Source organism: Pseudorhizobium tarimense (assembly GCF_022968135.1).
Lineage (GTDB): Bacteria > Pseudomonadota > Alphaproteobacteria > Rhizobiales > Rhizobiaceae > Neorhizobium > Neorhizobium tarimense.
Genome location: NZ_JALJRA010000017.1, coordinates 82,521 through 106,277, shown reverse-complemented (window position 1 = coordinate 106,277; position 23,757 = coordinate 82,521). Strand labels below are relative to the sequence as shown.

The 23,757-nt window shown below is 57.9% G+C and carries 18 protein-coding genes, 1 tRNA gene and 4 pseudogenes; 16 read left to right on the top strand and 7 right to left on the bottom strand.

All coding sequences use genetic code 11. From position 1 onward, the window contains the following. The 6 genes and pseudogenes from MUU54_RS19520 to yghX all read left to right on the top strand — a co-directional run. Positions 1 to 264: pseudogene (locus tag MUU54_RS19520) on the top strand (hypothetical protein); the annotation flags it as partial. Positions 265 to 274: 10 nt separating this feature from the next. Then, positions 275 to 604 carry a nitrite reductase small subunit NirD gene (gene nirD / locus MUU54_RS19515; protein ID WP_247245683.1) on the top strand — a complete coding sequence of 110 codons (330 nt, stop codon included), beginning with the start codon at positions 275 to 277 and terminating at the stop codon, positions 602 to 604. Position 605: 1 nt separating this feature from the next. Then, positions 606 to 3,263 (top strand): nitrate reductase, encoded by a 2,658-nt coding sequence (locus MUU54_RS19510; protein WP_247245682.1) that lies wholly within the window; start codon positions 606 to 608, stop codon positions 3,261 to 3,263. A 198-nt stretch (positions 3,264 to 3,461) separates the two neighbouring features. Continuing rightward, a pseudogene (locus tag MUU54_RS19505) lies at positions 3,462 to 3,680 on the top strand (antitoxin VbhA family protein); the annotation flags it as partial. A gap of 146 nt (positions 3,681 to 3,826) precedes the next feature. Beyond that, positions 3,827 to 3,946, top strand: a pseudogene (locus tag MUU54_RS25080) (DoxX family protein); the annotation flags it as partial. 278 nt (positions 3,947 to 4,224) lie between these two features. After that, a complete protein-coding gene (gene yghX, locus MUU54_RS19500; protein WP_247245681.1) occupies positions 4,225 to 5,112 on the top strand; it encodes a YghX family hydrolase in 888 nt (295 codons plus the stop codon). A 62-nt stretch (positions 5,113 to 5,174) separates the two neighbouring features. Here the strand turns inward: yghX and MUU54_RS19495 are convergent, their stop codons facing one another. Next, a complete protein-coding gene (locus MUU54_RS19495) occupies positions 5,175 to 5,786 on the bottom strand; it encodes a sensor histidine kinase (protein ID WP_247245680.1) in 612 nt (203 codons plus the stop codon). A gap of 502 nt (positions 5,787 to 6,288) precedes the next feature. Here MUU54_RS19495 and MUU54_RS19490 point away from each other — a divergent pair. Further along, positions 6,289 to 6,363: transfer RNA gene (locus tag MUU54_RS19490), tRNA-Thr, on the top strand. A 431-nt stretch (positions 6,364 to 6,794) separates the two neighbouring features. Here the strand turns inward: MUU54_RS19490 and MUU54_RS19485 are convergent. Next, complete coding sequence (locus MUU54_RS19485; RefSeq protein ID WP_247245679.1) at positions 6,795 to 7,703, bottom strand: LysR family transcriptional regulator; 909 nt, start codon at positions 7,701 to 7,703, stop codon at positions 6,795 to 6,797. 93 nt (positions 7,704 to 7,796) lie between these two features. Here MUU54_RS19485 and MUU54_RS19480 point away from each other — a divergent pair, with 93 nt between their 5' ends. Then, a complete protein-coding gene (locus MUU54_RS19480; protein ID WP_247245678.1) occupies positions 7,797 to 8,126 on the top strand; it encodes a nuclear transport factor 2 family protein in 330 nt (109 codons plus the stop codon). Further along, positions 8,123 to 8,911 (top strand): SDR family oxidoreductase, encoded by a 789-nt coding sequence (locus MUU54_RS19475; protein ID WP_247245677.1) that lies wholly within the window; start codon positions 8,123 to 8,125, stop codon positions 8,909 to 8,911. Before MUU54_RS19480 ends, MUU54_RS19475 begins: the two co-directional genes overlap by 4 nt. Positions 8,912 to 8,928: 17 nt before the next feature. Here MUU54_RS19475 and MUU54_RS19470 read toward each other — a convergent pair whose 3' ends face one another. After that, positions 8,929 to 9,396 carry a MarR family winged helix-turn-helix transcriptional regulator gene (locus MUU54_RS19470; protein WP_247245676.1) on the bottom strand — a complete coding sequence of 156 codons (468 nt, stop codon included), beginning with the start codon at positions 9,394 to 9,396 and terminating at the stop codon, positions 8,929 to 8,931. Positions 9,397 to 9,540: 144 nt separating this feature from the next. Here MUU54_RS19470 and MUU54_RS19465 point away from each other — a divergent pair, with 144 nt between their 5' ends. After that, complete coding sequence (locus tag MUU54_RS19465) at positions 9,541 to 10,332, top strand: alpha/beta fold hydrolase (RefSeq protein ID WP_247245675.1); 792 nt, start codon at positions 9,541 to 9,543, stop codon at positions 10,330 to 10,332. Between the two features lie 87 nt (positions 10,333 to 10,419). On the opposite strand, the pseudogene MUU54_RS19460 reads toward MUU54_RS19465, so the two are convergent. Then, positions 10,420 to 11,614, bottom strand: a pseudogene (locus MUU54_RS19460) (GGDEF domain-containing protein). Positions 11,615 to 11,770: 156 nt separating this feature from the next. Here MUU54_RS19460 and MUU54_RS19455 point away from each other — a divergent pair. Next, the gene (locus MUU54_RS19455; protein ID WP_247245674.1) at positions 11,771 to 12,130 is read left to right on the top strand and encodes a VanZ family protein; all 360 of its coding nucleotides are present in this window, start codon (positions 11,771 to 11,773) and stop codon (positions 12,128 to 12,130) included. 126 nt (positions 12,131 to 12,256) lie between these two features. Here MUU54_RS19455 and MUU54_RS19450 read toward each other — a convergent pair whose 3' ends face one another. Beyond that, the gene (locus MUU54_RS19450; protein ID WP_247245673.1) at positions 12,257 to 13,456 is read right to left on the bottom strand and encodes a GNAT family N-acetyltransferase; all 1,200 of its coding nucleotides are present in this window, start codon (positions 13,454 to 13,456) and stop codon (positions 12,257 to 12,259) included. Positions 13,457 to 13,794: 338 nt separating this feature from the next. On the opposite strand from MUU54_RS19450, the gene MUU54_RS19445 reads away from it, so the two are divergent. Together MUU54_RS19445 and MUU54_RS19440 are read left to right on the top strand one after the other, a co-directional pair. Further along, on the top strand, positions 13,795 to 16,086 hold the full coding sequence (locus tag MUU54_RS19445) for a GumC family protein (RefSeq protein WP_247245672.1): 2,292 nt from the start codon (positions 13,795 to 13,797) through the stop codon (positions 16,084 to 16,086). Between the two features lie 224 nt (positions 16,087 to 16,310). Continuing rightward, a complete protein-coding gene (locus MUU54_RS19440; RefSeq protein WP_247245671.1) occupies positions 16,311 to 17,678 on the top strand; it encodes a glycosyltransferase family 4 protein in 1,368 nt (455 codons plus the stop codon). Between the two features lie 24 nt (positions 17,679 to 17,702). Here the strand turns inward: MUU54_RS19440 and MUU54_RS19435 are convergent, their stop codons facing one another. Beyond that, positions 17,703 to 18,503, bottom strand: a complete 801-nt coding sequence (locus MUU54_RS19435; protein WP_247245670.1) for a hypothetical protein — start codon at positions 18,501 to 18,503, stop codon at positions 17,703 to 17,705. A 246-nt stretch (positions 18,504 to 18,749) separates the two neighbouring features. Here MUU54_RS19435 and MUU54_RS19430 point away from each other — a divergent pair, with 246 nt between their 5' ends. From MUU54_RS19430 to MUU54_RS19420, 3 genes are all read left to right on the top strand, one after another. After that, the gene (locus MUU54_RS19430; RefSeq protein ID WP_247245669.1) at positions 18,750 to 19,925 is read left to right on the top strand and encodes a glycosyltransferase; all 1,176 of its coding nucleotides are present in this window, start codon (positions 18,750 to 18,752) and stop codon (positions 19,923 to 19,925) included. A 75-nt stretch (positions 19,926 to 20,000) separates the two neighbouring features. Further along, positions 20,001 to 20,969, top strand: a complete 969-nt coding sequence (locus tag MUU54_RS19425; RefSeq protein ID WP_247245668.1) for an NAD-dependent epimerase/dehydratase family protein — start codon at positions 20,001 to 20,003, stop codon at positions 20,967 to 20,969. A 24-nt stretch (positions 20,970 to 20,993) separates the two neighbouring features. Continuing rightward, the gene (locus MUU54_RS19420) at positions 20,994 to 21,935 is read left to right on the top strand and encodes a glycosyltransferase family 2 protein (protein ID WP_247245667.1); all 942 of its coding nucleotides are present in this window, start codon (positions 20,994 to 20,996) and stop codon (positions 21,933 to 21,935) included. A gap of 375 nt (positions 21,936 to 22,310) precedes the next feature. On the opposite strand, the gene MUU54_RS19415 is transcribed toward MUU54_RS19420, so the two are convergent. Then, positions 22,311 to 23,750: an oligosaccharide flippase family protein gene (locus tag MUU54_RS19415; protein WP_247245666.1), complete on the bottom strand. Its 1,440-nt coding sequence runs from the start codon at positions 23,748 to 23,750 to the stop codon at positions 22,311 to 22,313. Between the last annotated feature and the right edge of the window lie 7 nt (positions 23,751 to 23,757).

Below are 23,757 nucleotides of genomic sequence, written 5' to 3'. Positions count from 1 at the left end.
AGGACAGTGAAGACCTGCGTCGGCACCGACTGGTGCCGCTTCGGCACCCAGGATTCGACCGGGCTTGGGATCCGGATCGAGAAATTCATGTGGTCCGCCGGCAGATCATGGACGATGCGCAAAAGCGCCGCAGCTATTTCGATCGCTTCGTCTTCTCCCAGAAAATTCGCCCAGGTCGATCCGTGGTCGGAGCGGGTGTCCGGCAAGGACAAGCACGAATTCCAGCCCTTGGCGACGGTCGGCTACCCGCAGGCAGCGGAATAGGAGGTCTAACATGAATTGGATTGCCATCGGAAACATTGACGACATCCCGCTGCGCGGCGCCCGCTGTGTAAAGACTCCGCAGGGCAAGATCGCCGTGTTTCGCACCGGGGAAAACGAGATCTTCGCCCTCGAAGATCACTGCCCGCACAGGGGTGGGCCGGTATCGGAAGGCATCGTGCATGGCGCCGCCATGACCTGCCCGCTGCACAACTGGGTGATCTCGCTGCAAAGCGGCAAGGCGGTCGGCGCGGACGAAGGCGCGGTCAAGACGATCACGCTCCGCAAAGACAACGGTGCGCTGTTCATCGCGCTCGAAAGCTTCATGGTGGCGGCCGAATAGGATGGAAAAGAAGGTTCACACAACCTGCCCGTATTGCGGCGTCGGCTGCGGGGTTATCGCCACGGTCACGCGAAAGGGCGCCGTCTCCGTCAAAGGAGATCCGGAACATCCTTCCAACTATGGCTGGCTCTGTTCGAAGGGCTCGGCGCTTGCCGAGACGATTGATCTCGACGGCCGCATCCTTCACCCTGAAATTGATGGCCGGCAGGCATCCTGGGACGACGCGCTCGACCTTGTCGCAGACAAGTTTGCCGCTGCGATCGCAGAGCACGGCCCCGGCTCCGTGGCGTTCTACGTCTCGGGCCAGCTGCTGACGGAGGACTATTACGTCGCCAACAAGCTGATGAAGGGATTTTTCGGCTCCGCCAACATCGACACCAATTCCCGGCTCTGCATGTCCTCCTCCGTCGCCGGCCATCGCCGCGCCTTTGGTGCGGACACGGTGCCCGGCGTATACGAGGATCTGGAGCTCGCCGATCTCGTCATCCTTGCCGGCTCGAATCTCGCTTGGTGCCATCCCGTACTCTATCAGCGCCTCGCGGCCGCCAAGGAGAATCGACCGGGCATGAAAGTCGTCGTGATTGATCCGCGTCGTACCATGACGGCTGACATCGCTGACCTGCATCTGGCAATCCGACCGGATACGGACGTGGCGCTCTTCGCTGGCCTCTTCTCGCATCTCGTATCCAACGACGCCGTCGATCAGAACTATGTGGCGGCGAACACGTCGGGCTTTGCCGAAGCCTTCGCGGTTGCCGGCTGCGTTTCCTTCGGCGAGGTGCTGGAGCGGACCGGGCTTCCCTCCATGCAGCTTCGCGAGTTCTACCGCTTGTTCACGACGACCGAAAAGGTCGTCACGTGCTACAGCCAGGGAGTCAATCAATCCTCCTCGGGCACCGACAAAGTCAACGCGATCCTCAATTGTCATCTTGCGACCGGCCGCATCGGCCGGCCAGGCACGGGGCCGTTTTCCCTAACGGGACAGCCGAACGCCATGGGCGGTCGCGAGGTAGGCGGGCTCGCGAATATGCTTGCGGCCCATATGGCGATCGAGAATGCTGAAGACCGCGACCGGGTACAGCGCTTCTGGGGCTCACCGGCCATCGCGGAAAGACCCGGCCTAAAGGCTGTTGATCTCTTCCGCGCCGTGGCAGACGGGCGCGTCAAGGCGCTCTGGATCATGGCGACGAACCCTGTCGTCTCGATGCCGGATGCCGACGCTGTCGAGGCGGCGATCAGGGCATGTCCCTTCGTCGTCGTTTCCGACATCCTCAGGCAAACCGATACCGCCCGCCACGCCCATGTCCTTCTGCCTTCACTTGGTTGGGGGGAAAAGAGCGGCACGGTTACCAACTCCGAGCGCCGCATCTCTCGCCAGCGTGCTTTCCTCGATCCACCGGGTGAGGCACAGGCTGACTGGTGGCAGCTTGCCGAAGTCGCCCGCCGCATGGGCTTTGGGCGGGCCTTCGCCTATGAGGGCCCGGCGGACATCTTTTCCGAGCATGCTGCCCTTTCCGCGTTCGAGAACGCCGGCACTCGGGACTTCGACATCGGTGCCTATGGCGGCCTTACGATCAATGCCTATAACGAGATCGCGCCCTTCCAGTGGCCCCAGCCTGCCGGACAGGTGAATAGCGAAACCCGCTTCTTTGCCGACGGCGGCTTCTACCACACCGACCGCAAGGCGCGCTTCGTTGCGGTGAAGCCGAGGGAAACCGACCGCACCAGGCCCGACTACCCCTTCACGTTGAACACCGGCCGCGTCCGCGACCAGTGGCACACTATGACGCGCACCGGCAAAAGTGCGCGATTGTCGTCCCATATTGCAGAACCCTTCGCCGAGCTTCACCCGCGCGATGCGATGGAGATCGGCGTCGGCAATGCCGAGCTCGTTGAGATCAGAAGCCAGCAGGGCAGGGCGATCGTGCGCGCCCTCATCACCGAGCGCCAGGCGCGCGGCAGCATTTTTATGCCCATCCACTGGAATGATCAGTTCGCCGCCAGGGCCCGCATCAATACAGTCGTGCCCGCGACCACTGACGAATTTTCCGGTCAGCCGGCCTCGAAGAACGTCGCCATTTCGGTGCGGCGCTTCGAGGTGAAGCACTACGCATTCTCTTTATCGCAGACGAAACCCGCTGGACAGGATGCTAGCTATTGGGCGCTCGCCAAGGCCGAAGGCGGTTGGCGGCTGGATCTGGCGTTCGCCGCGCCAGCGGAAGATTGGGCGAGCTGGTGCCGCCGCGTCTTCGCTATTCCCAATGGGATTGAGCCGATCGGCTATACGGATGCGCAGACCGGCGATGTCAGGTTCGCCTTCTTCGATGGCACCCGGCTTTTCGCGGCCTTCTTTCTGGCGCGCGAACCCGTTGCCGTCGCTCGCAACTGGGTGATCACGCAGCTCAAGACCGAGCACGCCAACCTGCGCAACCGCTTGGCGATCGTGGCCGGTCGGCCAGGTGCGGACATGCCGGATTCTGGCGCCACCGTGTGCTCGTGCTTCGGCGTGGGACTCAACCAGATCCTCGGATCCGTGCGCGGTGGCTGTCACAGCGTTGAGGCCATCGGCAAGGCGCTAAATGCAGGAACGAACTGCGGCTCTTGCCGCGCCGAAATCAGGAATATTGTAGATGGATGTCTTGCGGCGGCTGCTGGATGAAGCGCCCGCCCCACCGAGCCCCCTAGCCCAGGTGCACCTCTTCTGGCGCTGCAGGGAAAGAGCCTTCTCGTAGGTCTCTGAAGCGTTAGAAGAGGGTCGGTTGCGACATGCCTTAGAGCGCGAACGATAGTGCTGCACCGTTTGCTTCTGACGCGGCACGCCTGCAAAGGACGATAACGTTTTCGCCAGAAGAAGGCTGCCGATCAGGCTCGTGCCGCAAACATGCGTGCGGGTTACACAGGCGATCCGGTCTTGAAAGAAGCAATGGCTCGCTACGTTGCGGGAGAGAGCACCTCCGAGGAAATGCGCCGAGAGCTGCTCGCCCCCCTTTTACCGGGCTTGATCATTCTCTTCAAAGCGATGCAGCCGCCTTTCCCAGCAGGGCGGTCCATTAAGACAATTTTGCTTCGCCCATGATGAAGTGGTATACCGATGCCAACACGTTAGCCCATCGTTCCAGTTGCATTCAATCGAGCCGGTTGACCCGGCGCCCCGATTGTCTGGACGCTTCACCGAATAATGCCGCAATTTTCATCATGAACGCCTTGCGGCCGAGAACAACCTTCGTGCTCGCGGGACACATGGCCTTCGCCTGCGACGCAGCAATATTATTCTGCTTCGTCTTTTTAGCATTAGTCACAACGGGCGCGGGAGCTCTCTCTATGGATAACCGTACGTGCTGATATTGGAGAAGAAGCCGCTTCACCGCGGCTGGCTTGCTACGGTTAGTTTTCCGCGGCGGTTTCGAGCCGACCGCCGTCCGGGCCGGAATGCGCTAACAGGTGACAGGTTAGGCCGTGTTTTTTCTTGCACGAGAAAGCTTGGTTCTTCCAAACGATCTTTTCTAGACGCGAGGCCCGGCCGAATATTTCCCAGCGCCGTGCGCGCGCTATCGAAAATGTGAACGCGGATTCCAACCGTGTCCGCTAAAGTACTAGCGCGCAATACAAAAGGATCAGCCATGAAACGCCTCACCGCGGAAGACTTTCCCCAGGAACTGCTTGAACTCTACGACTTCTATGCACACGGAAAGATCACCAAGCGAGATTTTCTGGAGCGCGCCGGAAAATTCGCAGTTGGAGGCCTAACTGCGGCCGCGCTCCTTTCGTCGTTGAGCCCAAACTACGCTCTGGCCCAGCAGGTAGAATTCTCTGATCCCGACATTGTGGCGGAATATATCACCTATCCTTCACCGAAAGGCCACGGTGATGTTCGGGGTTACCTCGTGCGGCCGGCAAAGGCGACGGGTGCTATACCTGGCGTTGTCGTCGTCCATGAAAATCGGGGGCTCAACCCATACATCGAGGATGTTGCGCGGCGCGTCGCCAAGGCAGGATTCATTGCCCTGGCACCCGACGGTCTTACCTCCGTTGGCGGCTATCCCGGCAATGACGAAAAGGGGCGCGAGCTACAGCAGGCCGTCGATCCGGAAAAACTGATGAACGACTTCTTCGCCGCTGTTGAGTTCCTCATGCAGTCGGACATGACCACGGGCAAGGTCGGCATCACCGGTTTCTGCTACGGAGGCGGAGTTTCCAATGCGGCGGCAGTTGCCTATCCGGAACTGGGCGCGGCAGTGCCCTTCTATGGCCGCCAACCGCGGCCCGAAGACGTCGCGAAGATCCAAGCGCCATTGCTGATCCATTATGCTGAGCTCGATACCCGTATCAATGAGGGCTGGCCGGCGTATGAGGCTGCGTTGAAGGCGGCCGGCAAAACCTACGAAGCCTACATCTATCCTGGTGTCAATCACGGCTTCCACAACGATTCCACACCACGTTACGACGAGGCGGCAGCCAAGCTCGCCTGGGAACGGACGATCGAGTGGTTCAATCGACACCTGACGTGACATCGCACCACGGGGAGCGCATTGCGTGCTCCCCGTGGACAAAAAAGTCCTGTCCATTTGACCTAGAGCACTGGCAGGAGGACGATTGCGCAGGTTCCGCCGCCGGCTGTGGCCTCCTTGAGCTTGATGCTGCCACCATGGGCTTCGATGATCGTTCGGGCAATTGAGAGGCCAAGACCGGAGCCACCTGTGTCGCGGCTGCGAGACGTTTCGAGCCGAACGAAAGGCTCGAAAACCCGCTCACGGTTAGCCACTTCAATGCCGGGACCGTTGTCCTCGACCTCGATCTGCACGTAATTTTGACGGCTTAAGGCGCGGATGATTGCCGTGTTGCCGTAGCGCACCGCATTCTCGGCGACGTTGCGCAGAGCGCGCTTGAGGGAATCCGGCCGAGCCATCAATGACATGTTACCTGGCGCGTCAAGTGTTGCCTTGCCCCCCGCTTCGATAAGGTCGCAAACTAGCCCGTGGAGAAGGTCATGGAGGTTGATCGCAACGCGAGGTTCGCCGGTCGACGCTCCGCGGGCGAGCGCTAGCGCTGCCTGCACCAGCGACTGGATCTCGTCGAGGCAGATTTCCAGTCGTTGCCGCGAGTCGGTATCCTCAAGCATATCTACCCGTAGCCGCATCGCTGTAATCGGTGAGCGCAGATCATGGTCGAGGGCAGCGAGCATCTGCGCTCGCTCCCTCAGCAATTTTGTTAGGCGCCGAGCCATCTCGTTGAAAGCCTCGGTAACCTGCCTCACCTCCGTCGGCCCCCTTCTGGGGAAAGTCCACGCGGCATTGACACGACTTGCGGACATGACGTTGGAGAGTGTCTGTGCGTAGTCCGTCGGAAGCGCGTCTCCTACGCATGACGGAGGTGATCGTTGATGTACTTGAAGTTGTCGATGTTCAGGACAGCCGTGCATCCAACTGCTTGCAAACGTCATCACGCTCCCCGCAGCAGTTCCTCAAGTTCTGTCATGATGTCGCGGCGGCTGGGGTACCGGTAGGTTCGTCTGTCCGAGACTCCTCTCCTCACAAACCAAACAGTATTCAGCTGACGCCCTCACGCCGCTCCAGCTCCTATCCAAGGTCGCAAGGTTAGTCCTCTTCCTTCTGTCGATTAACCATCGCGCTGAGTCGCGGTTGTGGTGAGAGCTTCAGTGTGCGACATGCTTGCGCGTGCCTGTTGCCCTTGTAGCTCAACGATAGAGCAGCTGCTTCGTTCGTAGAAGATCCAGGTTCAATTCCTGAGCGAGGGCACCACTCCCGACTTGAAGACGACGCTCAGCCCGATGAAGGGAACTTGTCGGGATTGCTCACGCGCCTAGATCACAGCCATGTCGAGACACTTCCCACGGATCAGCTTCACATCGCCGACGAAGTCAGTCGAGAAGGCGCTTTAGGTCGGAGATGCGCTTGCTATTCTCGCAAAGCATGTAACGCGTCCGAACTCGACGAGGCGGTGACATTCTCGGAATAAATCATCCCGGGAAAGGCTACTACAAGGTCCCAACTGGTCGATCAGCTTCCCGTCGGCGGACCCTCAGGCCTGCCAGTAAGACGGAGACTCTACCTCCTCCGCATGATCATCCCAGCTCCATCACCAGAGTGTGATCCCGAAGAAGGGCACCTCCTTGGGATTACGCGGTTGATGGTTCGTACCCCCCTTCAACTGCGAGCGGACCGTTCATGATTTAGGCCGGATCACCCGTACGTGAAAGCTCCCGAGCTAGCTCAAGAAGAGCTCTGACACCGGCCGATAGATTTCTGCGTCCGGGATAGTATAGGCAAAGCCCGGGATAAGGTGGCGTCCAATCTTCCAGTACCCGGACAAGTCGTCTTGCCTCGATGTCAGGGAGAACGTCTTGTTCGAAGACGTAGCCTAAGCCTGTGCCATCGAGAACAGCAGCTCGCGTGAGGCTGGCCTCGTCGAGTGTGATCCGGCCGTGCACATCTATCTGAACTTGTTCCCCGTCCTTTTCGAACCGCCAGCGATACAAGGAGCCATCAGGCAGACGGACACGAATGCAACTGTGAGTGAGGAGATCCGGAGGGACCTTTGGCATCCCGTGCTTCTCAAAATATGCAGGTGAACCGACCACAGCATGTCGTTGAGGACTGCCGAGCGAAACAGCGATCATCTCACTGGGAACAAGGCCTGCAACGCGGACGCCCAAGTCGAACCCGTCCCGCACGATATCGACCATTTTCCCTTCGGTGACGAGATCGACATTCATGTCGGGGTAACGGCGCAGGAACTCGAGCACGAGAGGGGAGATGATGGCGCGCGCCGCGAACGGCGCTGCGTTGATGCGTATCGTTCCGGAAGGCGTTTCACGCTGCTCGCGAACCGCCTCCAGAGCGGCCTCGAGGTCCTGAAGCGACGGGGCAACCTGCTGCATGAAGATGCGACCAGCGTCCGTCAGCGAAACGCTTCTCGTGGTGCGGTTGAAGAGTCGTACCCCCAGCGCCGCCTCAAGCCTGCCTATCGTGTGACTGAGTGCAGTGGTCGACACTCCCAGCTCGATTGATGCTGCACGGAATGTCCCCCGCCGTGCGATTGCAATAGCGGCTTCAAGTTCTTTTAGGCTCGCTCGCTCCATTGTCCCGTTTCCTTCATCACTGCATGCAAGTTCATCCCACTTATTAGAGTAATAGTCGAATGATAGGTGTTACGTCAGCAAAGGAGAACACAGATGATGGCAGCACTACCCAAACCCATTGGCGACTATCTCGAGGCAAACGCTCAGCTCAATATGGACGCGATGCTGAAGCCCTTCACAGCGGGCGCGGTTGTTCTGGACAATGGACGCCAATACCAAGGGCAGGCGGAACTTCGGTCATTGCTGGAAGAGCAAGTTATCACCGTCAAGGCGGTATTCATGCCTGATACCGTTCGGCACGAGAATGATCAGGTTATCCTCGAAGGCCCCGCTCATGGCGACTTCGCAGGCAGCCCAATACGCTTCACCTACTGCTTCGTGCTTGAAAATGATGCCATCAAGACCCTGGAGATCACGGCATGAGCATCAAGACCGATTCAACAGAATTCGCAGGCAAGCGCGTGCTCGTCAGTGGCGGTACCAAGGGAGCAGGCCGCGCCACCGTCCACCGTTTTTTGGCAGGCGGTGCCCTAGTCATCACCGCTGCCCGTGGAACGCCAGAACCCGTTGCCGGGGTCGAATTCATCCAGGCGGACCTGACAACGGTGGAGGGCGCGCAAACCTTGGCGAAGGCGGCGCTCGAGCGCTTGGGCGGAGTCGACATTCTGGCTCACGTTATCGGTGGATCGTCGACACCGGGTGGCGGGTTTGTCGCGCTGACGGACGACCACTGGCTGGCCGAACTGAACCTGAACCTTCTGGCTACCGTCCGCCTTGATCGCCTCCTGATCCCTCAGATGATCGAACGTGGCAGCGGTGCTGTGGTGCACGTTACCTCCATTCAGTCAGTCCTTCCCTTGCCGGAGGCCACTACCGCCTACGCTTCCGCCAAGGCAGCGCTTAAAACCTACAGCAAGTCCATCTCCAAGGAGCTTGGGCCGAAAGGTGTTCGGGTCAATATCGTCTCGCCCGGCTGGATCATGACCGAGTCTTCGGTCGATCTTTTGAGGCGCCTGCAGGCAGCCAATGGCGGCACGATCGAGGACGCAAGGCAAGTGGTTCTTGACAGCCTGGGCGGGATCCCGATCGGGCGCCCGGCCGACCCTCATGAGGTCGCCGACCTCATCGCCTACCTGGCTTCAGATCGCGCCGCCGCGATCCACGGCGCGGAATTCGTCATTGACGGCGGCACCGTTCCGACCGTCTGAGTCGCGTCACATTTCGATCAGGCGGGTGCGTCCCACCCGCCGATCTCAGAATAGATCGCGTTGCGAAGGCGACGGACGTCACGGTTCAAGGTGGCTAATTCCTGTGGCGTCTGGCTTGAGGCTGCAAGCAAGGTGTCGCTGAGACAGCCTGCCTTGTGCTGCAAGGCACGTCCTTCGTCGGTCAATGCGATCAACACCTGCCGCTCGTTGCTCAGGTTTCGTGTCCTGCGCAGCAGGCCGGACTTCTCAAGGCGCTTCAAAAGCGGCGTCAGTGTACTGGATTCAAGGGCGAGAGCGTTGGCAATCGCGCCCACGGTTTGCCCGTCTTCGCTCCAGAGCACGTTGAGCACGAGATATTGCGGGTAAGTCAGGCCCAGCTCATCGAGAAGAGGCTTGTAGGCTCGTTGGATAGCAATGCCCGCAGTGTAAATCGCGTAGCACAGCTGGTGTTGCAGCGGCGGGGGATCGTTGTGGCGCTTGGTCATTCGAGGCTCCTGTCTAGCTTCATATAACAAAAGACATCGCAAAAAGAAATATAGCGATAAGAATTATGTTGACGAGCAAATGGAAGTCTGACAGCTTAGACATATCGCGATAATAGTTACCGTTGAAACCAAGAGGAAAAAGCCATGAGAAGCAAAACCACGACCACCATTGCCGCAATCGCAGCTGCCGCTGCGTTGTCCACTGCAACATCGGCGAACGCTGCCGACACCATCCCCAAGAGTCAGTCCGTCAAGAACGTCGTGCTCGTCCATGGCGCTTTTGCTGATGGCTCCGGCTGGAAGGGCGTTTACGATAATCTCACCAAGCGGGGCTATCACGTCACCATCGTCCAAAACCCGCTAACCTCTCTCGAAGATGATGTCGCCGCCACCAGACGGGCGCTTGAGCGTCAGGATGGTCCGATCATTTTGGTGGGACATTCCTGGGGCGGTACGGTCATCACCGAAGCAGGCATCGATGCAAAGGTCGCGGGACTGGTTTATGTCTCAGCTCTCTCGCCTGATGCCGGAGAAACAACGGCTCAACAATACGAAGGATTCGCGCCTGCATCCGAATTCGTGATCGAGACCACGAAAGATGGTTTTGGCTATGTCAGCCCTGAAAAGTTCAAAGCTGGCTTCGCGCATGACGTTAGTGACGCTGATGTTGCGTTGATGAGAGATGCCCAGGTGCCGATCAACATGTCCGCCTTCGCCACGAAGTTGGAACATGCTGCTTGGCGGACGAAGCCTAGCTGGGCTGTCATAGCGACCGAAGACAAGGCATTCGATCAGGCCATGCTGATCCATATGGCAGAGCGCATCAAGGCGCAGATCACCAAAGTGTCGGCAAGCCATGCCTTGTTCATGACCCAGCCAAAGGTCATAGCCGATATCATTGATCAGGCCGCCAGAGCCGTCTCGACGAAGAACTAGTGCCGAATCCAGCAGCGTCGTTAGGCAGTGCTCACTGCTCCGACGACGCGAGCTGGTGAACTTGCGCTACCGCTAGAATGCTCCAGCCTAATGCTCGCTGCGGTAAATCGAAACCCGATTACGCCCCCTTGCTTTGCTCTATAGAGCGCCTCGTCTGCTTGCCGATGAAAGGTGTCTGCGGTGATCAATGGGTCCTCTTGCAGGGTTACCGAGATCCCGATACTGACGGTGACGTAGGAGCCAGTGGCGGATTGAGGATTGGGCAAGGACGCCGCTTCAACACGACTGCGGATTTGTTCCGCAACGACGGCAGCCTCCTGTTCATCCGTATCTCGAAGCAGCACTAGAAGCTCTTCTCCGCCATAGCGAGCGGCCTGATCGCACTCGTCACGGAGGCTGCTCTGGATGATGCCGGCCCTTGGCGAGGCAACGATCGCCTTCGGCATGACCAAGGCTATCATTAGGTTGCTTGAAGTGATCAACATCGCACATCAGGATGGCCTTTCCTCGCGTCTGCTCTCCCTCGCCAGTCCACAGGCGATTGAGCGTCTCGATCATCCAGCGGCGGTGGCGATAGCCGTCAGGGGATCAGTCCGTGCTAGCAGCTCCAGGCGAGCGTTCGCTTCCGTCAGTTCATCAAGGCGCATTCGATCCCGGAGCACAAGGAGGAACGTCTTGTACGCCAGGATGTTTACCGTCTGACGGGCCGCAACAGTTGCGAAGACACCAGCGGCGAAGAAAAGTGCGTCTGCCAAGGCGCTTACCCTTCCGATCGCGGGATTGTTCAATTGGAATGACACAAATAGGCCGGTGCGCAGGCTGCGATGCTCATGGTCCAGGAGAAGGGAACCGGAAAAATGATGATGGCGGTCACGGCAACAAACAACATGATCGTCAGATGACGCTCCTAGAATTCTCCTCCAGCCGAGACGCCGACCAACGCGACCGGCAACAAGATCAAAGGCACGCCAAGTAGGATGGCGGCGCCTTCCATCCATAAAGGGGGGCTCCGGAGAACAAGCTCAGCGCCCAGCGCTGCGGGAATGAGAATAGATGCGGGAGCGAGCATTCGCCTCACGGGCTCTGCCGGAAGCAAAGCCGCGTTGACAGCCAGGGTCAAGAGATCGAGCACCACCACCCAAATCATCCAGGCCCGGACGATCTTCGACGTTTGCGGCCACTGCCGCTCCCGAAACTGCCGCATTAGCTGCGGGCTCTGCCGAACCTCGCGTGTTCTTCCAGCAAGGAGGCGGTCAATCTCCTTGCCATCCGTCTCCGACAGTTTCCGAAAGTTCCTGAGCCCTGGTGACCTGTTGAGAACTTCAACAAGGCAGAAAATGCTCGTCGGGGAGCTCCGGGGCACAGCGGCACGATCCCCTTCTCATATGTAACCTAATCAGCATTGTAGCGCAAAACGCCTTTGTCTAATGTCGATACAATGACTGATCGGACTTTGAAAATCATCGCTTTGCTCTCATTGGGCGCAGTCCTGTTCATGACCGTGTCGCCTATCGACGTGCGGCCAAATGATCTCGTGTCGGTGACCATCGATTGGGTCGGGGCATACGCAGTGATGGCGATGTTGTTCGTGGTCGCCTTCCCTCGTCATTGGCTGCTCACTGCTACTGCGATGATGTTGAGCGGGGCAGTGATCGAACTGCTCCAGTACCTATCTTCCACCCGCCATCCCAGTGCAGCGGATGCTCCCATCGAGGCCTTCGGCGCGGGAGCTGGTTCCGTGGCAGGTGGGCTGGGCAATCAACTACGGCGGCACATTGTACTTCGTGCTCCAAGATAGGGGACGGCAAGCTAACCAGGCGCATTAAACTGTCAGAGCCGCCACCGAAGACTGATGATGGTCCTCCGGGAGTGTCCCTCGTAAGCGAGCCGCTTCACAGAGATGAGCATTGATCCGCGTCTGACGTCAAGTCAGCGGTTGGCCGTGACTTTGATTTCGGCCCCGGTAAAGCTGAATGGCTCGCCGAGTAAAGTGAGACAGCGCCGGATGGTCCTTAATCGCCTGCTTGAGACGAGCCGAACCATGTCGAATGTTCACGATAAATCGTCCCTTGATTGTCAGTGGCTTCCAGAAGGTATACCTGTCTCTTGGTTGCCCGCCAAAGCCAGTCTTGTACGCCAAATCTCCGATAGAGAAATCGACCATAGTTATACCCTGCTCGCGTGCCCAGCGGACATAGTGAGCGATATTGGCCATTCCAGGTGAGCAAGGGTGCCATGAAGCGTCTGCCATCGTGACGATTGCCAGATGTATCGTGTTCGCATGGACAAGGGTGTAGGTTGTGGCAATCCACTCACCGTTGACTGAGAGACCAAACAACTGTGCCGGCCCACGGCCACCAAGGCTTGCCATCGCAGCATTGCGATAGAAGGCCTGGACTTCTGGTTTTTCCAAGAAATCAAATCGACCAAGTTCGCGGAAACGGTCCAAGCGCTGCGAGACCATGACCGGGAAAAGAGTGTCGATATCCGCCTCAGTGCTGGCAGCAACAAAGCTGACTTGGCCGCGTTCGGCCATTCGTCGTGCAGATGTCTTTAGAATTCGGCGCGTCTGGTTGTTCACCAGGCGGTTCACTATTGTTTCGGGATCACCGTCGATCGCTACGTCATAGCTCCGCTTGGCCCCAGCGCGGATGCCGGGAAGCGACGCGAGTGGGTTTGGCCTCTCTTGGATGAACGTAGGAATATGATCGATGTGAACAAAATCAGCTTTTGGAAGAACAGATGCGAGGGCGTCCCAGAGAGTTTGGCCGAAGCTCTGCGGCGACACGTCCAAAGATCCCAGAACAGGCGCGCTTATGTCGCATACGTTCATTCCCAGATATTCTATCGCGCTGTAGTTCCGTTTCCGGATGAGAACGAACGGCATTAGCATCAGCGTCTTGGCCGAGTGCGCGTCAGATATCTCGACGAAGAATGGCGTCTCGCAAGCCGGCTCCAACAGGCATTTGCAGACTGCCTTTACCCACTCGATCTGTTGAAAGGCTGTCGTTGTGCCCTCGGCCGACATTGCCCGCCAGAGACCCTCGATGGTTTCGAGCTTCTCATGTCGACGTGCGACCAAGTTGAACCGCGATCGCGGCTCTATGGAGCTCAAATGATTCATTCCGCGGCCTCAGATGATCTGGAGAGGGTCTGCACCTTGGTGCGATGAGCAGAAACAGCTTGGCAGGGAATGGTTACGTTTCTTCTACCTAGGGTCTCACTCCGGGGAGTGGCGAAGGTTATCAACCTTCCGGGCCTGCGCCGCCGAGGGGATCACCGTCGATAAGCTTCTAGGCGTTGCTGAGGAGTGGCAAAGCATTTGCGCTGCAGGTTCATGAGCGGATGACGGTCCGCCGCTATCCGGTGGGCTTCAACGGCGCGCTAAAACTGACGAAGGACGTTCTAGATCGAATAAAGACCCGCTATCGACTGGTTGCAGTGCCCTGATCGAAATGCGCGTTGATTTTCACCTGCTGCCATCGCTTCCGGATCCGTCCTGGCGATAGGGTAAATGAAATCTTTACACACCAGACTTACCTTCAGTCCCAAAGGCGAAGGGTCATTTTGCTACGGGATGAACAGGCGGCATTGAACATGGATGGTAAGAACAATCCGGGGCGCCATGCTAGCGGGACGCTCCAATCCGACGGCATTCCCGAGATCGAGTTCGCCTATATTCTGTCCGTGCTGCGCAACTGTTTCCTGAAGATCGGCGCAGTAGCCGCAGTTTTCTGCGTCGCTTCCGTTGGCCTTTCACTCCTGCTTCAGAACTACTATACCTCGACAACAAGCATCCTCGTCGACCCAGAGGGATCGCGCATCGTGGAAAGCGAGATTGATAGCGGCACGCAAGCCACGGAAGCCCGCGCTCTTAATCAGCAATTCATCCTGACGTCAGTCAAAGTCCTCTCGGCGGTGGTAAAGTCGGAAGGCTTGGCCGATGATCCCGAATTTGGGGCGGCCGAGCCATATGAGTCAGATGCGCAAAAGCGAGCGCAGCGGGCTCTGGAGGCGCTGCAGCGCTCGATCACGGCAAATCTCAACAAGGCGAGTTTTGTCGTTGACCTCTCGGTGACGACCGGCGATCCCGTTAAGTCCGCCCGTATCGCCAACGCAATTGCCGAGAGTTACATCGAGGCCCGCATTGCTATGAACACGGGCGTCCTGCGGCAGGCGACCGCGGACCTGTCGGTCCAACTGGCGAGTCTCGAAAAGGCCGTGGAAGACGGCGATCGCGCGGTTCAGGCCTATAAGGCGGAACACAATCTTGTCGACGTGGCGGGCCGGCCGACCGTCGAGCAGCAGATCAGCGAAACCAACACAGAAATCTCCCGGGTTTCAGCGAGCATCGCGGAAAACGAGGCACTCATCTCGGAGCTGGCTCTTGCACGGTCGAACCCCGAGTATCTGCGTTTGACTCCGGATTCCTCGCTCACCCCGGCAATTATTGAGTTGCGGACGCGTTATCTCACTGCACTGGAGCAGCAAACGGTATTGCAGTCCTCTTTTGGCGATCGTCACCCTTATTTGCGCAATGCCGTAGTCCGAACACGGACGATCGCGGGGCTTTTTGATAAGCAGCTGGAAGATTTCGCGATCTCGCTCACCCGAAACGGCGAGAAGTTGAAAGGCCAGCTTGAACTGCTCCGGCGGGACTTGGAAACCTTGAAGGCCGGGCTAAACGAAACAGACGAGTTGATGGTGCGCCTGCGCGAGCTCGAAAGAAAGCTCGCAAGCGACCGCTCAGTTTATGAAACCTTTCTGCTGCGCACGCGCCAGCTTGCGGGTCAGGAGCAAACTCTGAGCGAACACCCTCAGGTGATCTCGCCTGCTCAGATACCGCTACGCAAGAGCGGCCCCCGGCGGTCGCTGATCGTTGCCGGCGGTACGGTCTTAGGATTATTATTTGGATGCGGCGTCGCCCTGGCTCAAGGTCGCCCATCTCGACCGCCGGATGTCGCCGACGACGGCATTGGGAAACGGTCCTCCGGAGAGGAGTTCACCGAAGGAGCGCCTACCACCAAAAGACAGCTATGGCGAATGTTTCGCGGCATGTTGCCGGGACAGGAACCTTCGACAACTGTTGGTCCTGATAGCCATACGACCCGATCGATCGGAGATGCGCGACTGCTCGAGGCCGGGCGGACACTGATCCGCAGCGCGCGTGGGCGTACAAACCATTGCGTTGTTCTATTTTCGACGCAGGAGCACGATAGCGGACCCGAAGACGCGATTCTCTTGGCGAGCGGGATCGCCCTGGCTGGAGAAGACATCCTGCTGGTGGATGCAGAGACTGATGCAAACCTCACGCGGCTCGCCTCCGCAACGCGGCTGCCCGGATTGCTAAACGCGATCTCACTGAGAAGGATCGAAGGCGAGTTCATCGACCTCTTCAACATCAAGGGGCTTTCGCTGATGCCACTAGGGCAGAGTCGGCCACCGCTTGCGGCGAAGACACCTGCCCGGGTAGGCAGCCTGCTTGACCTAGTACCGAAGCCCGAGACTTTGATCGACTGGTTGAACGACAGCGGCGATAGATTTGACCTTGTCATCGTCTATGCCGGTACCGTTGACCGTTATAGATCTATTCCGGAGGTGGAGGCGGCCTCAGCCAAGTTCATCCTGATGTGCAGCCAGTCGGACATTCGGGAAGTGGAGCCAGCCATGTCTCTTCTGACGCGGCGCGGCCTTTCTCCTATCGAACCGCTTTTCACTGCTGATGAACAAGATGATGTTCCTCGTGCTAGCTGATAAAGCAGGCACTCCATCAGCAGGAATCCTTGTATCGCCTCGATCGGTTCCGGACGTCAGTACTGCGCACGGCCCGGGGTGCGCTCTTTGTTAAGCATGTGTTCGATAATTCTGGGAGCTTTCGGCAGCGCAGCTACCGGTTTCATTCCAAATTAGCACTATCAGAACAATATCTCGTCGGAAGTCGTTGGCGATCGAGTCTACGTGACGTCCGAGGAGCTCTCATGCGTATCAATGAAGGTGTGATGGACGTTGTGGGCGCAAGCATTGCTAGAGAGGCGAACACCGGGAATCGGCCGTCCTCGAAAGATGAGCCTATGGTAATCAACCTGCTCGGTCCGTCGATTTCGCGCGTCGTCTTGATTAATGATTTTTCTTTTGCGCGAGGGGGGGCTGCTACGCTCGTTCTTTGGTTGCTGCGGCTCTTGCGAGCCGAAGGCATTCCCGTCACGATGATCGTCGGCGACAGCGGAGACAATCCGGATTTCGTTGAATTGGGGGTTGACGTCGTCAAACTGGGGCAACAGCCCCTGTTGGGAGGCAATCCGCTGCTCGCTGCTGCGAGAGGGATCGACAACAAAACGGCGAGTGCCTCGATATCCAAATGGATCGACAGGCATGATACACCCGGCACAGTCTACCACGTGCATACCTGGTCCCAAATACTGTCTCCTTCGATCTTCCTTCCGCTCCGCAAGGTTGCAGCGCGCACGGTGATCCACGCGCATGATTCCTTCCATGCTTGCCCCAACGGCGCGTTCATGGACTATCGGAAAGAGAAGCAATGCCTGCGAGTACCACTTGGGCTTGGCTGTATCGGAACAAATTGCGATCGGCGCTCCTATGGACAGAAGCTTTGGCGTGTCGCACGACAGGCAAGGCTTTTTGCCGCCATGGGGAAGGGAGTGCCTTGGGGCAAGATCGTCATCATCCATGAGAAAATGGCTCGGGGGTTGTTGCGGGCAAACTATCCGCAGGATGTAATGCAGACGATCAGGAATCCCGTCATGCCGTTCGTCAAGGAACGCATAAGGGTAGAGCGCAACAAGACCATCTTCTTCATTGGCCGCCTTGAGCAGGAGAAGGGGCCGCAGGATGCACTTGCTGCGGCGAAACTTGCCGACGTTCCGATAGAGGTTATAGGTGACGGGCCGATGCGGGCCGAGCTTGAGGCGCAGTATCCGGAGGTAAAGTTTCATGGTTGGCGCAACCAGCAGGAAGTAGGCGGATTGATCGGAAATGCGCGCGCGCTGGTCATCCCATCGCGTCTTCCAGAGCCGTTTGGCCTTGTCGCTGCAGAAGCCGCCGGAAGCGGGATACCTCTCGTACTTACAGAAATGGCTTTTCTTGCGGATGAGGTCGTCAAATGCGGAATTGGCGTGGCCTGCAACACGCAGGACATTTCCAGGTTCGCAGCCGCCCTGCGAAAAATGGCTGAAGCATCATCAGATGAAATGCAGGCGATGAGCGAAAGGGCGTTTGAAAGCGGCTTGATGCTGGCAAACTCGCCGAGGGGGTGGATGGAAGCTCTTCTTCGGCTGTATAACGAAGTGCTCGCGACTTCGCCTCGACCCGCCGCTCTGCCGGCCTAGACTAGCAGGTTCACGCTACTCTGTTCATCGGGCGAAAATGTAGGGAATCATCAACAGTCGCCGCTTCAGCGTGCGGAGTAGCCGCCGCCAGATCGGCAGCCGGCCATCGAGCCAGATGACATTGACTGGCATCGAGCACTTGGTTCTCCTGCTGCAATCCAGCGGCGCATCCGGGTGCGCCACCTCATAGAAGCCCTCGTGGTGAGGCCACTCGTACGCATCGTCCCAAGTCCACGCATCATGCTGCTGATAGTGCCGCTTCAGAATGGCACAAAGATCCTTGTCCGTAGGAAGGAGGGCAGTAGCGAGGCCTATACGCAGTGTGTTCTGTTCCATGAATTTGATAACCCTGTCGCTGACATAGCCTGTCACAAACAGACGGAAATCCCGTTGCTGCTTTATCTGTGATACCGACCGAAACACCTGAACATGCTCTTCATGTCCATATTCACCCCATGGATTGTGGGTGACAACGACATCTCCTTCTTCCAGATGCTCCTTGAGGGCCTCCGTCAGCAGGCCAAAGTTGTCTGCATAAGCCTTGCTGTTGCGGCTGCAACGAATGCCAAAGGGCGTCTCGACCGGTCTGTGCCAGTTTGCCGTATGATAGGTGTTGGACTCCGTGATATTCAGGCTGACTACGGTACTCACCGGAAAGCTTCGCACCAGCGCCTCTCTGCCTTTGCTCACCTTCGTGCTGGCCGGCGTGTTGCCGTAGCAAAAGATGATCTTCCGTGCCGATGCCACGAGCGAGCTGGCCCACAAGATTTCGTCGTCGGGATGCGCCACTACGATAACGCAGCCCTTGAAGTCGTTCAGGCCCATTCTTGTTGTTCCACGCTCTGGCTCGTGCAAAGGGGTCTCCTCCCGCATTAGATCTCGTCCGCGACAGCACTTGCTTAGTTCTCCGAAGGCGGGAAACGAATGATCATTCCCACGACATCAAGAGGTAAAGCGAATTCAAAAACAGAATCTGAATCAGTCAGTGAAAAGTAGACCAACATATTTAGCGGGATCTATACGGCAGTGGGATTAGGAAAGGCGCCATGGATAAGTCTAGTGGGGTGCGCCGTGAAAGTAGCTTTGGTACATTATTGGCTCGTTGGCATGCGCGGTGGAGAGAAGGTCCTCGAGACCTTTTGCGACATCTTCCCTAATGCCGATATCTTCACCCTGGTCGCAGACCCGGAAAAATTGTCTGCCAAACTCAAGCGCCACAAACTGACGACGTCGTTCCTGCAAAATATCGGCGGGCGCAAACACTATCAAAAGATGCTCCCACTCATGCCTCATGCGTTGGAGTCTCTCGATCTGACCGCCTACGATCTGGTGATTTCAAGCGAGGCCGGCCCAGCCAAGGGCGTGATCACAAGACCAGATGCCGTTCATGTATGCTATTGCCACTCTCCAATGAGATACATCTGGGACCTCTACCCTCAGTACATGGCGGGTTCGAGCAGGCTAGCGCGCGCAGTGCTTGCGCTGACAGCGCCCATCTTGCGGCAGTGGGACGTTACAACATCACATCGCGTCGACCACTTTGTGACAAATTCTGAGTACGTGGCCAAGCGGGTCATGAAGTTCTATCGGCGACAGGCGACGGTTATCCATCCACCCGTGGATGTCGCCCGTTTCCAGATTACGCCCGGATCGAAGGATTACTATTTATGTGCGGGACAAATCACGCCATACAAGAAAATTGAGTTGGCGGTAGCGGCTTGCACCAAGATGAACCTGCCACTGGTTGTTGTCGGTGATGGTGCTTCAACCAGACTCAAGCAAATAGCTGGTCCCACCGTTCATTTCATCGGCGCTGTTTCCGATGCGGAGATGGAAAGTTACCTTGCCGGTTGCCGTGCGCTGCTCTACCCGGGCGTCGAAGATTTCGGGATCGTGCCACTTGAGGCAATGGCATGCGGTCGTCCAGTGATCGCCTTTGGGCGGGGTGGGGCGCTTGAGACGGTCGTGGAAGGAACGACAGGTCTGTTCTTCCATGAGCAGACTGTGGAGGCGCTGATGGTGGCGCTGACAACCTTCGAGAAAGAACAGGACCGTTTCAGCCCAGCCGAGATCCGGGCTCACGCTATGAGGTTCGTGCCTAGCCGTTTCGAAGCGGAGCTGCGCCAATTCCTTGGTGGCGTGACTGGGTCGCTAACAGAGACCACCAGACGGAAAATGTCTGAAGAAGAGATGCGAGACGTGCGCATTGACCTTGTTCCTCAGCGCGAGGAAGCGCTGGTCGATTAGCAGGCTTTCATACCAATTCCTGGTTGACCGAACGAGGCTGAACTTTGCCTCGTATTGTCTCGGAAGGCACTTTTTATGGCAGACGTACCCATGCATTCACTCGTCTTTGGCGGCTCAGGCTTCATCGGAACGCATCTGGTGCGCCGGCTCGTGGCAGAGGGCGGCAGTGTAATCTCCGTCGATATCAGGCCGTCGCGTGAGCGGTGCGACGGCGTCATCTATCGCCATGCCGATGTTCGTGATCTTTCCGGCTTCGATCCGGGCGTACCTGTTGGTCGCATCTATAACCTGGCTGCCGTACACACGACGCCCGGGCACGAAGATCATGAATACTACCAGACGAACATTCTAGGTGCCTCTTCGATCACTGCACTCGCACGACGGCTTAACGTTTACGAAATCACCTTCACCAGTTCGATTTCAGTTTACGGAGCAGGTGAGGAAACAAAGAACGAGAGTACGCCGCCGGCGCCTGACACGCCGTATGGCCGCTCGAAATTCATGGCAGAGCGCGTTCAGCTTGCCTGGATGGAGGAGGACGAGCGGCGTCGCCTCGTTATCTGCAGACCAGCTGTTATCTTCGGAGCCGGAGAGGGCGGCAATTTTACCCGAATGGCGAAATTGCTGAAGAAAGGCATCTTCATCTACCCGGGTCGTAAGGACACCATCAAAGCATGCTTTTACGTGGAAGACCTCTTGGATGCGCTGCGATTCTCGGAGCAGCAGGAAGAGCGGCTGGTTCTTTTCAACGCCTGCTATCCCGACCGCTACACGTTAGAGGAGATTGTCGAAGCCTTTCGCGAACGGCATATGCATGAGGCGAGGACCTTCCTCGTTCCACGCACCGCCGTGGCCTATGCCGCGAAGGTCCTGCGTCCCTTTTCAGCGCTAGGGCTTGGTATTCATCCTGATCGGGTAACGAAGCTCGTTCGGTCGACGGATGTCGTGCCAGGCTGGCTGGAAGCGGCCGGGCTGGCCGTAAAGGGTAAGCTGCCGTCAGCCCTGGAACGATGGAACAGCGAAAGTGGGGGACGTTTTGTTTAGCCTTGAAAGGTGTGGGGGTCGAAGATGCGGCTGCATGGCAGACGGGAAAGTGGCGATGTCAGAAACGCAGGAAACTCGATTGTGAGCAGTTCGACCATTGCCATTGCCATCGCCACCGCAGGCAGGCGCGATATCCTAGCTCAGACGATTTCGGTCCTTGACCGTCAGATACGCGGGGCCGATGAGCTCCTCGTCTGCCCCGCCCGCCCTGAAGATGTTGATATGCAGGGGTTGTCACTCTACCGCGGGACGGTTCAGGTTGTGCAGGGCTCGATCGGATCGTCTCATCAACGCAATGCCATGGTGGCCGCTTCGAGCGCCGATATCATGGTCTTCTTCGATGACGACTTCCTTCCCGCGGCCAACTATCTGGAAGAGGTGGAGAGGCTCTTCGCAATGGATCCTCTCATCATGGTCGCGACAGGCCACATGATCGAGGACGGCGCACAGGGGGCGGGGCTGGAATTTCACGAGGCGTTGGAAATCCTGGAAACGGACGAGTTCGCGGGTTCGCCGGCGGTGGAGCCAATCTTCAACGGCTACGGATGTAACATGGCCATCCGTATGGCACCCGTGCGACGATTTGGCGTTTGTTTTGACGAAGATCTGCCTCTCTACGCATGGCTGGAAGATTTGGACTTCTCCAGACAACTTGCGGCCCACGGCAAGATCGTCAGGGCTTCCCAATTACGGGGCGTGCACATGGGAACGAAGAAGGCCGGACGCAGCCCTGGAAAACGCCTCGGCTACTCTCAGGTTGCCAACAGGATACACATCCACCGCAAAGGCAACATGTCCCGGTATCAGGCCTGGGATGGTATTGTCAGGAACTTCGCCGCCAATCTGGCGAAAAGCGCCCGGCCGGAGCCATGGGTGGATCGGCGTGGGCGACTGTTGGGAAATTTCCTCGCCTTCAAAGACCTACTGACGGGGCGAATCAACCCTAAGAAAATCCTTGATATGTAGAACCGAGATCGGTTCCAATCGACCGGTGAAGACCGCGTTCAGGGCGCTTTGATCATGCTAGAGAGAGCGCTCCGAATGGCGGGGAAAGTATCGAGCGCACGGGGCGCTATTTCCCGCCATGTATCGAGACGGAACGCCAGGACGCCTGAGTTGAAGTAGTTCCTGGAGTCATCAATTCCCAACTCGGCCATATAGGCCTTGTGCTTCGGCCAGTAGCCTCCGAAATCGCCTGCACAACCAGTTTCCCTCCGGGACTGCTGCAACCTGCAATGCAGCGACAAGGGAAGGGGCAAGAGAGCCTGGTCATTCACGAATACCACGGCGCTAATCCTTCATGGAGCCCCTCATCGAAAACGTAGGCGGCGGAGGAGCAAGCTACCTCCGCCGTAGGTAGGCTGATGCGATCCCTACAATGGTTGCTTCTATTCCGCTGGGACGCTTTGCCAAAAGCCATAAAACATGAATGGAGGCCGCATAGGTTAGACAGTATGCAAAGCCCGATGCGAGAAAGTCACGATAGAGCGTCTCGTCGAAGCCAAGGTAATTCTTGCACAGGAACAGCACGCAACTTGCCGGGACGATGGCCAGTAATGGTCGGATCGCCACGGCCAGTTGGTCCCGTATGGCTATGTTCGCCATGGCTCTTGTCAACGAGAGCGATGAGACGCATACCGCGATAGCGCTGCCGGCTCTCGCCACGATCGCCCCGGGAATTCCGAACATAATGATGCCGATGAGCGTTAGGGGAACGCGAACAATAAGTTCGACGAATGAACGAGTAGCGAGGTCGCGCGATCTGTCCATGACGAGCGCGAGAGGAAGCATGGGAATGGAAGGCAACGCGAGGAGGCCCGCGAATGCCAAGCCTGCGAGGATCGGGCCGGCGGCCTCCCATTGCGGCCCAAGCAACACCTTGATCAACGGGCCAGCGAACGTGGCGATGAAAAAGAGGACCGGCAGAAGAACGAGAATGAGGCTCGCGCTGCTCTTAAGGTAAACTTCCTTTAGATGACCGTTGTCGCGCGCGGCCGTGAACGCCGCCATCAGTGGGCCCATGGCGGGAGCGACGATTGCCTGGGAGGGAAGCGAAGCAAGATCGTTCGCCGCCGCAAAGCGGCCAAAGGAGGCGGTATCTACATATCGCGGCAGCAAAATCCGGTCGATCTGCCAGTTCACCGCGGATAGGGTTTGTGAAACGAAGTTCCAGCCCGCTATCTGCGAAAATAGAGGCCAGTCCGCCAACGTCAGCCTTGGCCACATCGGCGCCATGACGTAGGACAACGACATCATCACGGCCGGAGCTGCAATCGTGGCGGCAGCAATCGCCCAGTAGCTTCCGGTCGTAGTGGCAATAGCAATGGCGAGCGCAGCAGCCGTCGCTTTCCCGAAAAGCTCCAGCAGCCCCCTCCGGCGAAAGTCCAGCATCTTGTCGAAAGCGACCAAGCGGGGACTGATCATTCCGCGAAGTGCGGGAGCAAGGGCCAGGGTGCAAATCAAAGGGGCGAGCCTTCCTTCACCATAGAAGGAGGCTAGCGGGAGAGACACAGCGGCCAGGATAGCGGCTATCAACGAGCCCCGAAGAAGGCCAAGCGTAAAGGCGGTGCTGTAAGCACTTGCGGTGACATGCTGAAGGCGAACGAGAGCGGAGGCAAGCGGCAGCTCCAGAATGGCCTCGACAATGAAGATAACCGTCATCGCCGTAGCGACCAACCCAAAATCCGCAGGTCCGAGGAAACGCGCCAGAACGAGCAGCGTGAGGAAATCCAGGAGCCGAGATGAAAGACGCGCGCCGACAGTCCAGAGCCCTGCGCGCATTGTTCGT

What these genes read in the sequence shown, in the direction of transcription:
- nirD (WP_247245683.1), top strand. Translation starts at nt 275, where the DNA reads ATGAATTGGATTGCCATCGGAAACATTGACGACATCCCGCTGCGCGGC.
- MUU54_RS19510 (WP_247245682.1), top strand. Translation starts at nt 606, where the DNA reads ATGGAAAAGAAGGTTCACACAACCTGCCCGTATTGCGGCGTCGGCTGC.
- yghX (WP_247245681.1), top strand. Translation starts at nt 4,225, where the DNA reads ATGAAACGCCTCACCGCGGAAGACTTTCCCCAGGAACTGCTTGAACTC.
- MUU54_RS19495 (WP_247245680.1), bottom strand. Translation starts at nt 5,786, where the DNA reads ATGCTCGCTGCCCTCGACCATGATCTGCGCTCACCGATTACAGCGATG.
- MUU54_RS19485 (WP_247245679.1), bottom strand. Translation starts at nt 7,703, where the DNA reads ATGGAGCGAGCGAGCCTAAAAGAACTTGAAGCCGCTATTGCAATCGCA.
- MUU54_RS19480 (WP_247245678.1), top strand. Translation starts at nt 7,797, where the DNA reads ATGATGGCAGCACTACCCAAACCCATTGGCGACTATCTCGAGGCAAAC.
- MUU54_RS19475 (WP_247245677.1), top strand. Translation starts at nt 8,123, where the DNA reads ATGAGCATCAAGACCGATTCAACAGAATTCGCAGGCAAGCGCGTGCTC.
- MUU54_RS19470 (WP_247245676.1), bottom strand. Translation starts at nt 9,396, where the DNA reads ATGACCAAGCGCCACAACGATCCCCCGCCGCTGCAACACCAGCTGTGC.
- MUU54_RS19465 (WP_247245675.1), top strand. Translation starts at nt 9,541, where the DNA reads ATGAGAAGCAAAACCACGACCACCATTGCCGCAATCGCAGCTGCCGCT.
- MUU54_RS19455 (WP_247245674.1), top strand. Translation starts at nt 11,771, where the DNA reads ATGACTGATCGGACTTTGAAAATCATCGCTTTGCTCTCATTGGGCGCA.
- MUU54_RS19450 (WP_247245673.1), bottom strand. Translation starts at nt 13,456, where the DNA reads ATGAATCATTTGAGCTCCATAGAGCCGCGATCGCGGTTCAACTTGGTC.
- MUU54_RS19440 (WP_247245671.1), top strand. Translation starts at nt 16,311, where the DNA reads ATGCGTATCAATGAAGGTGTGATGGACGTTGTGGGCGCAAGCATTGCT.
- MUU54_RS19435 (WP_247245670.1), bottom strand. Translation starts at nt 18,503, where the DNA reads ATGGGCCTGAACGACTTCAAGGGCTGCGTTATCGTAGTGGCGCATCCC.
- MUU54_RS19425 (WP_247245668.1), top strand. Translation starts at nt 20,001, where the DNA reads ATGGCAGACGTACCCATGCATTCACTCGTCTTTGGCGGCTCAGGCTTC.
- MUU54_RS19420 (WP_247245667.1), top strand. Translation starts at nt 20,994, where the DNA reads ATGCGGCTGCATGGCAGACGGGAAAGTGGCGATGTCAGAAACGCAGGA.
- MUU54_RS19415 (WP_247245666.1), bottom strand. Translation starts at nt 23,750, where the DNA reads ATGCGCGCAGGGCTCTGGACTGTCGGCGCGCGTCTTTCATCTCGGCTC.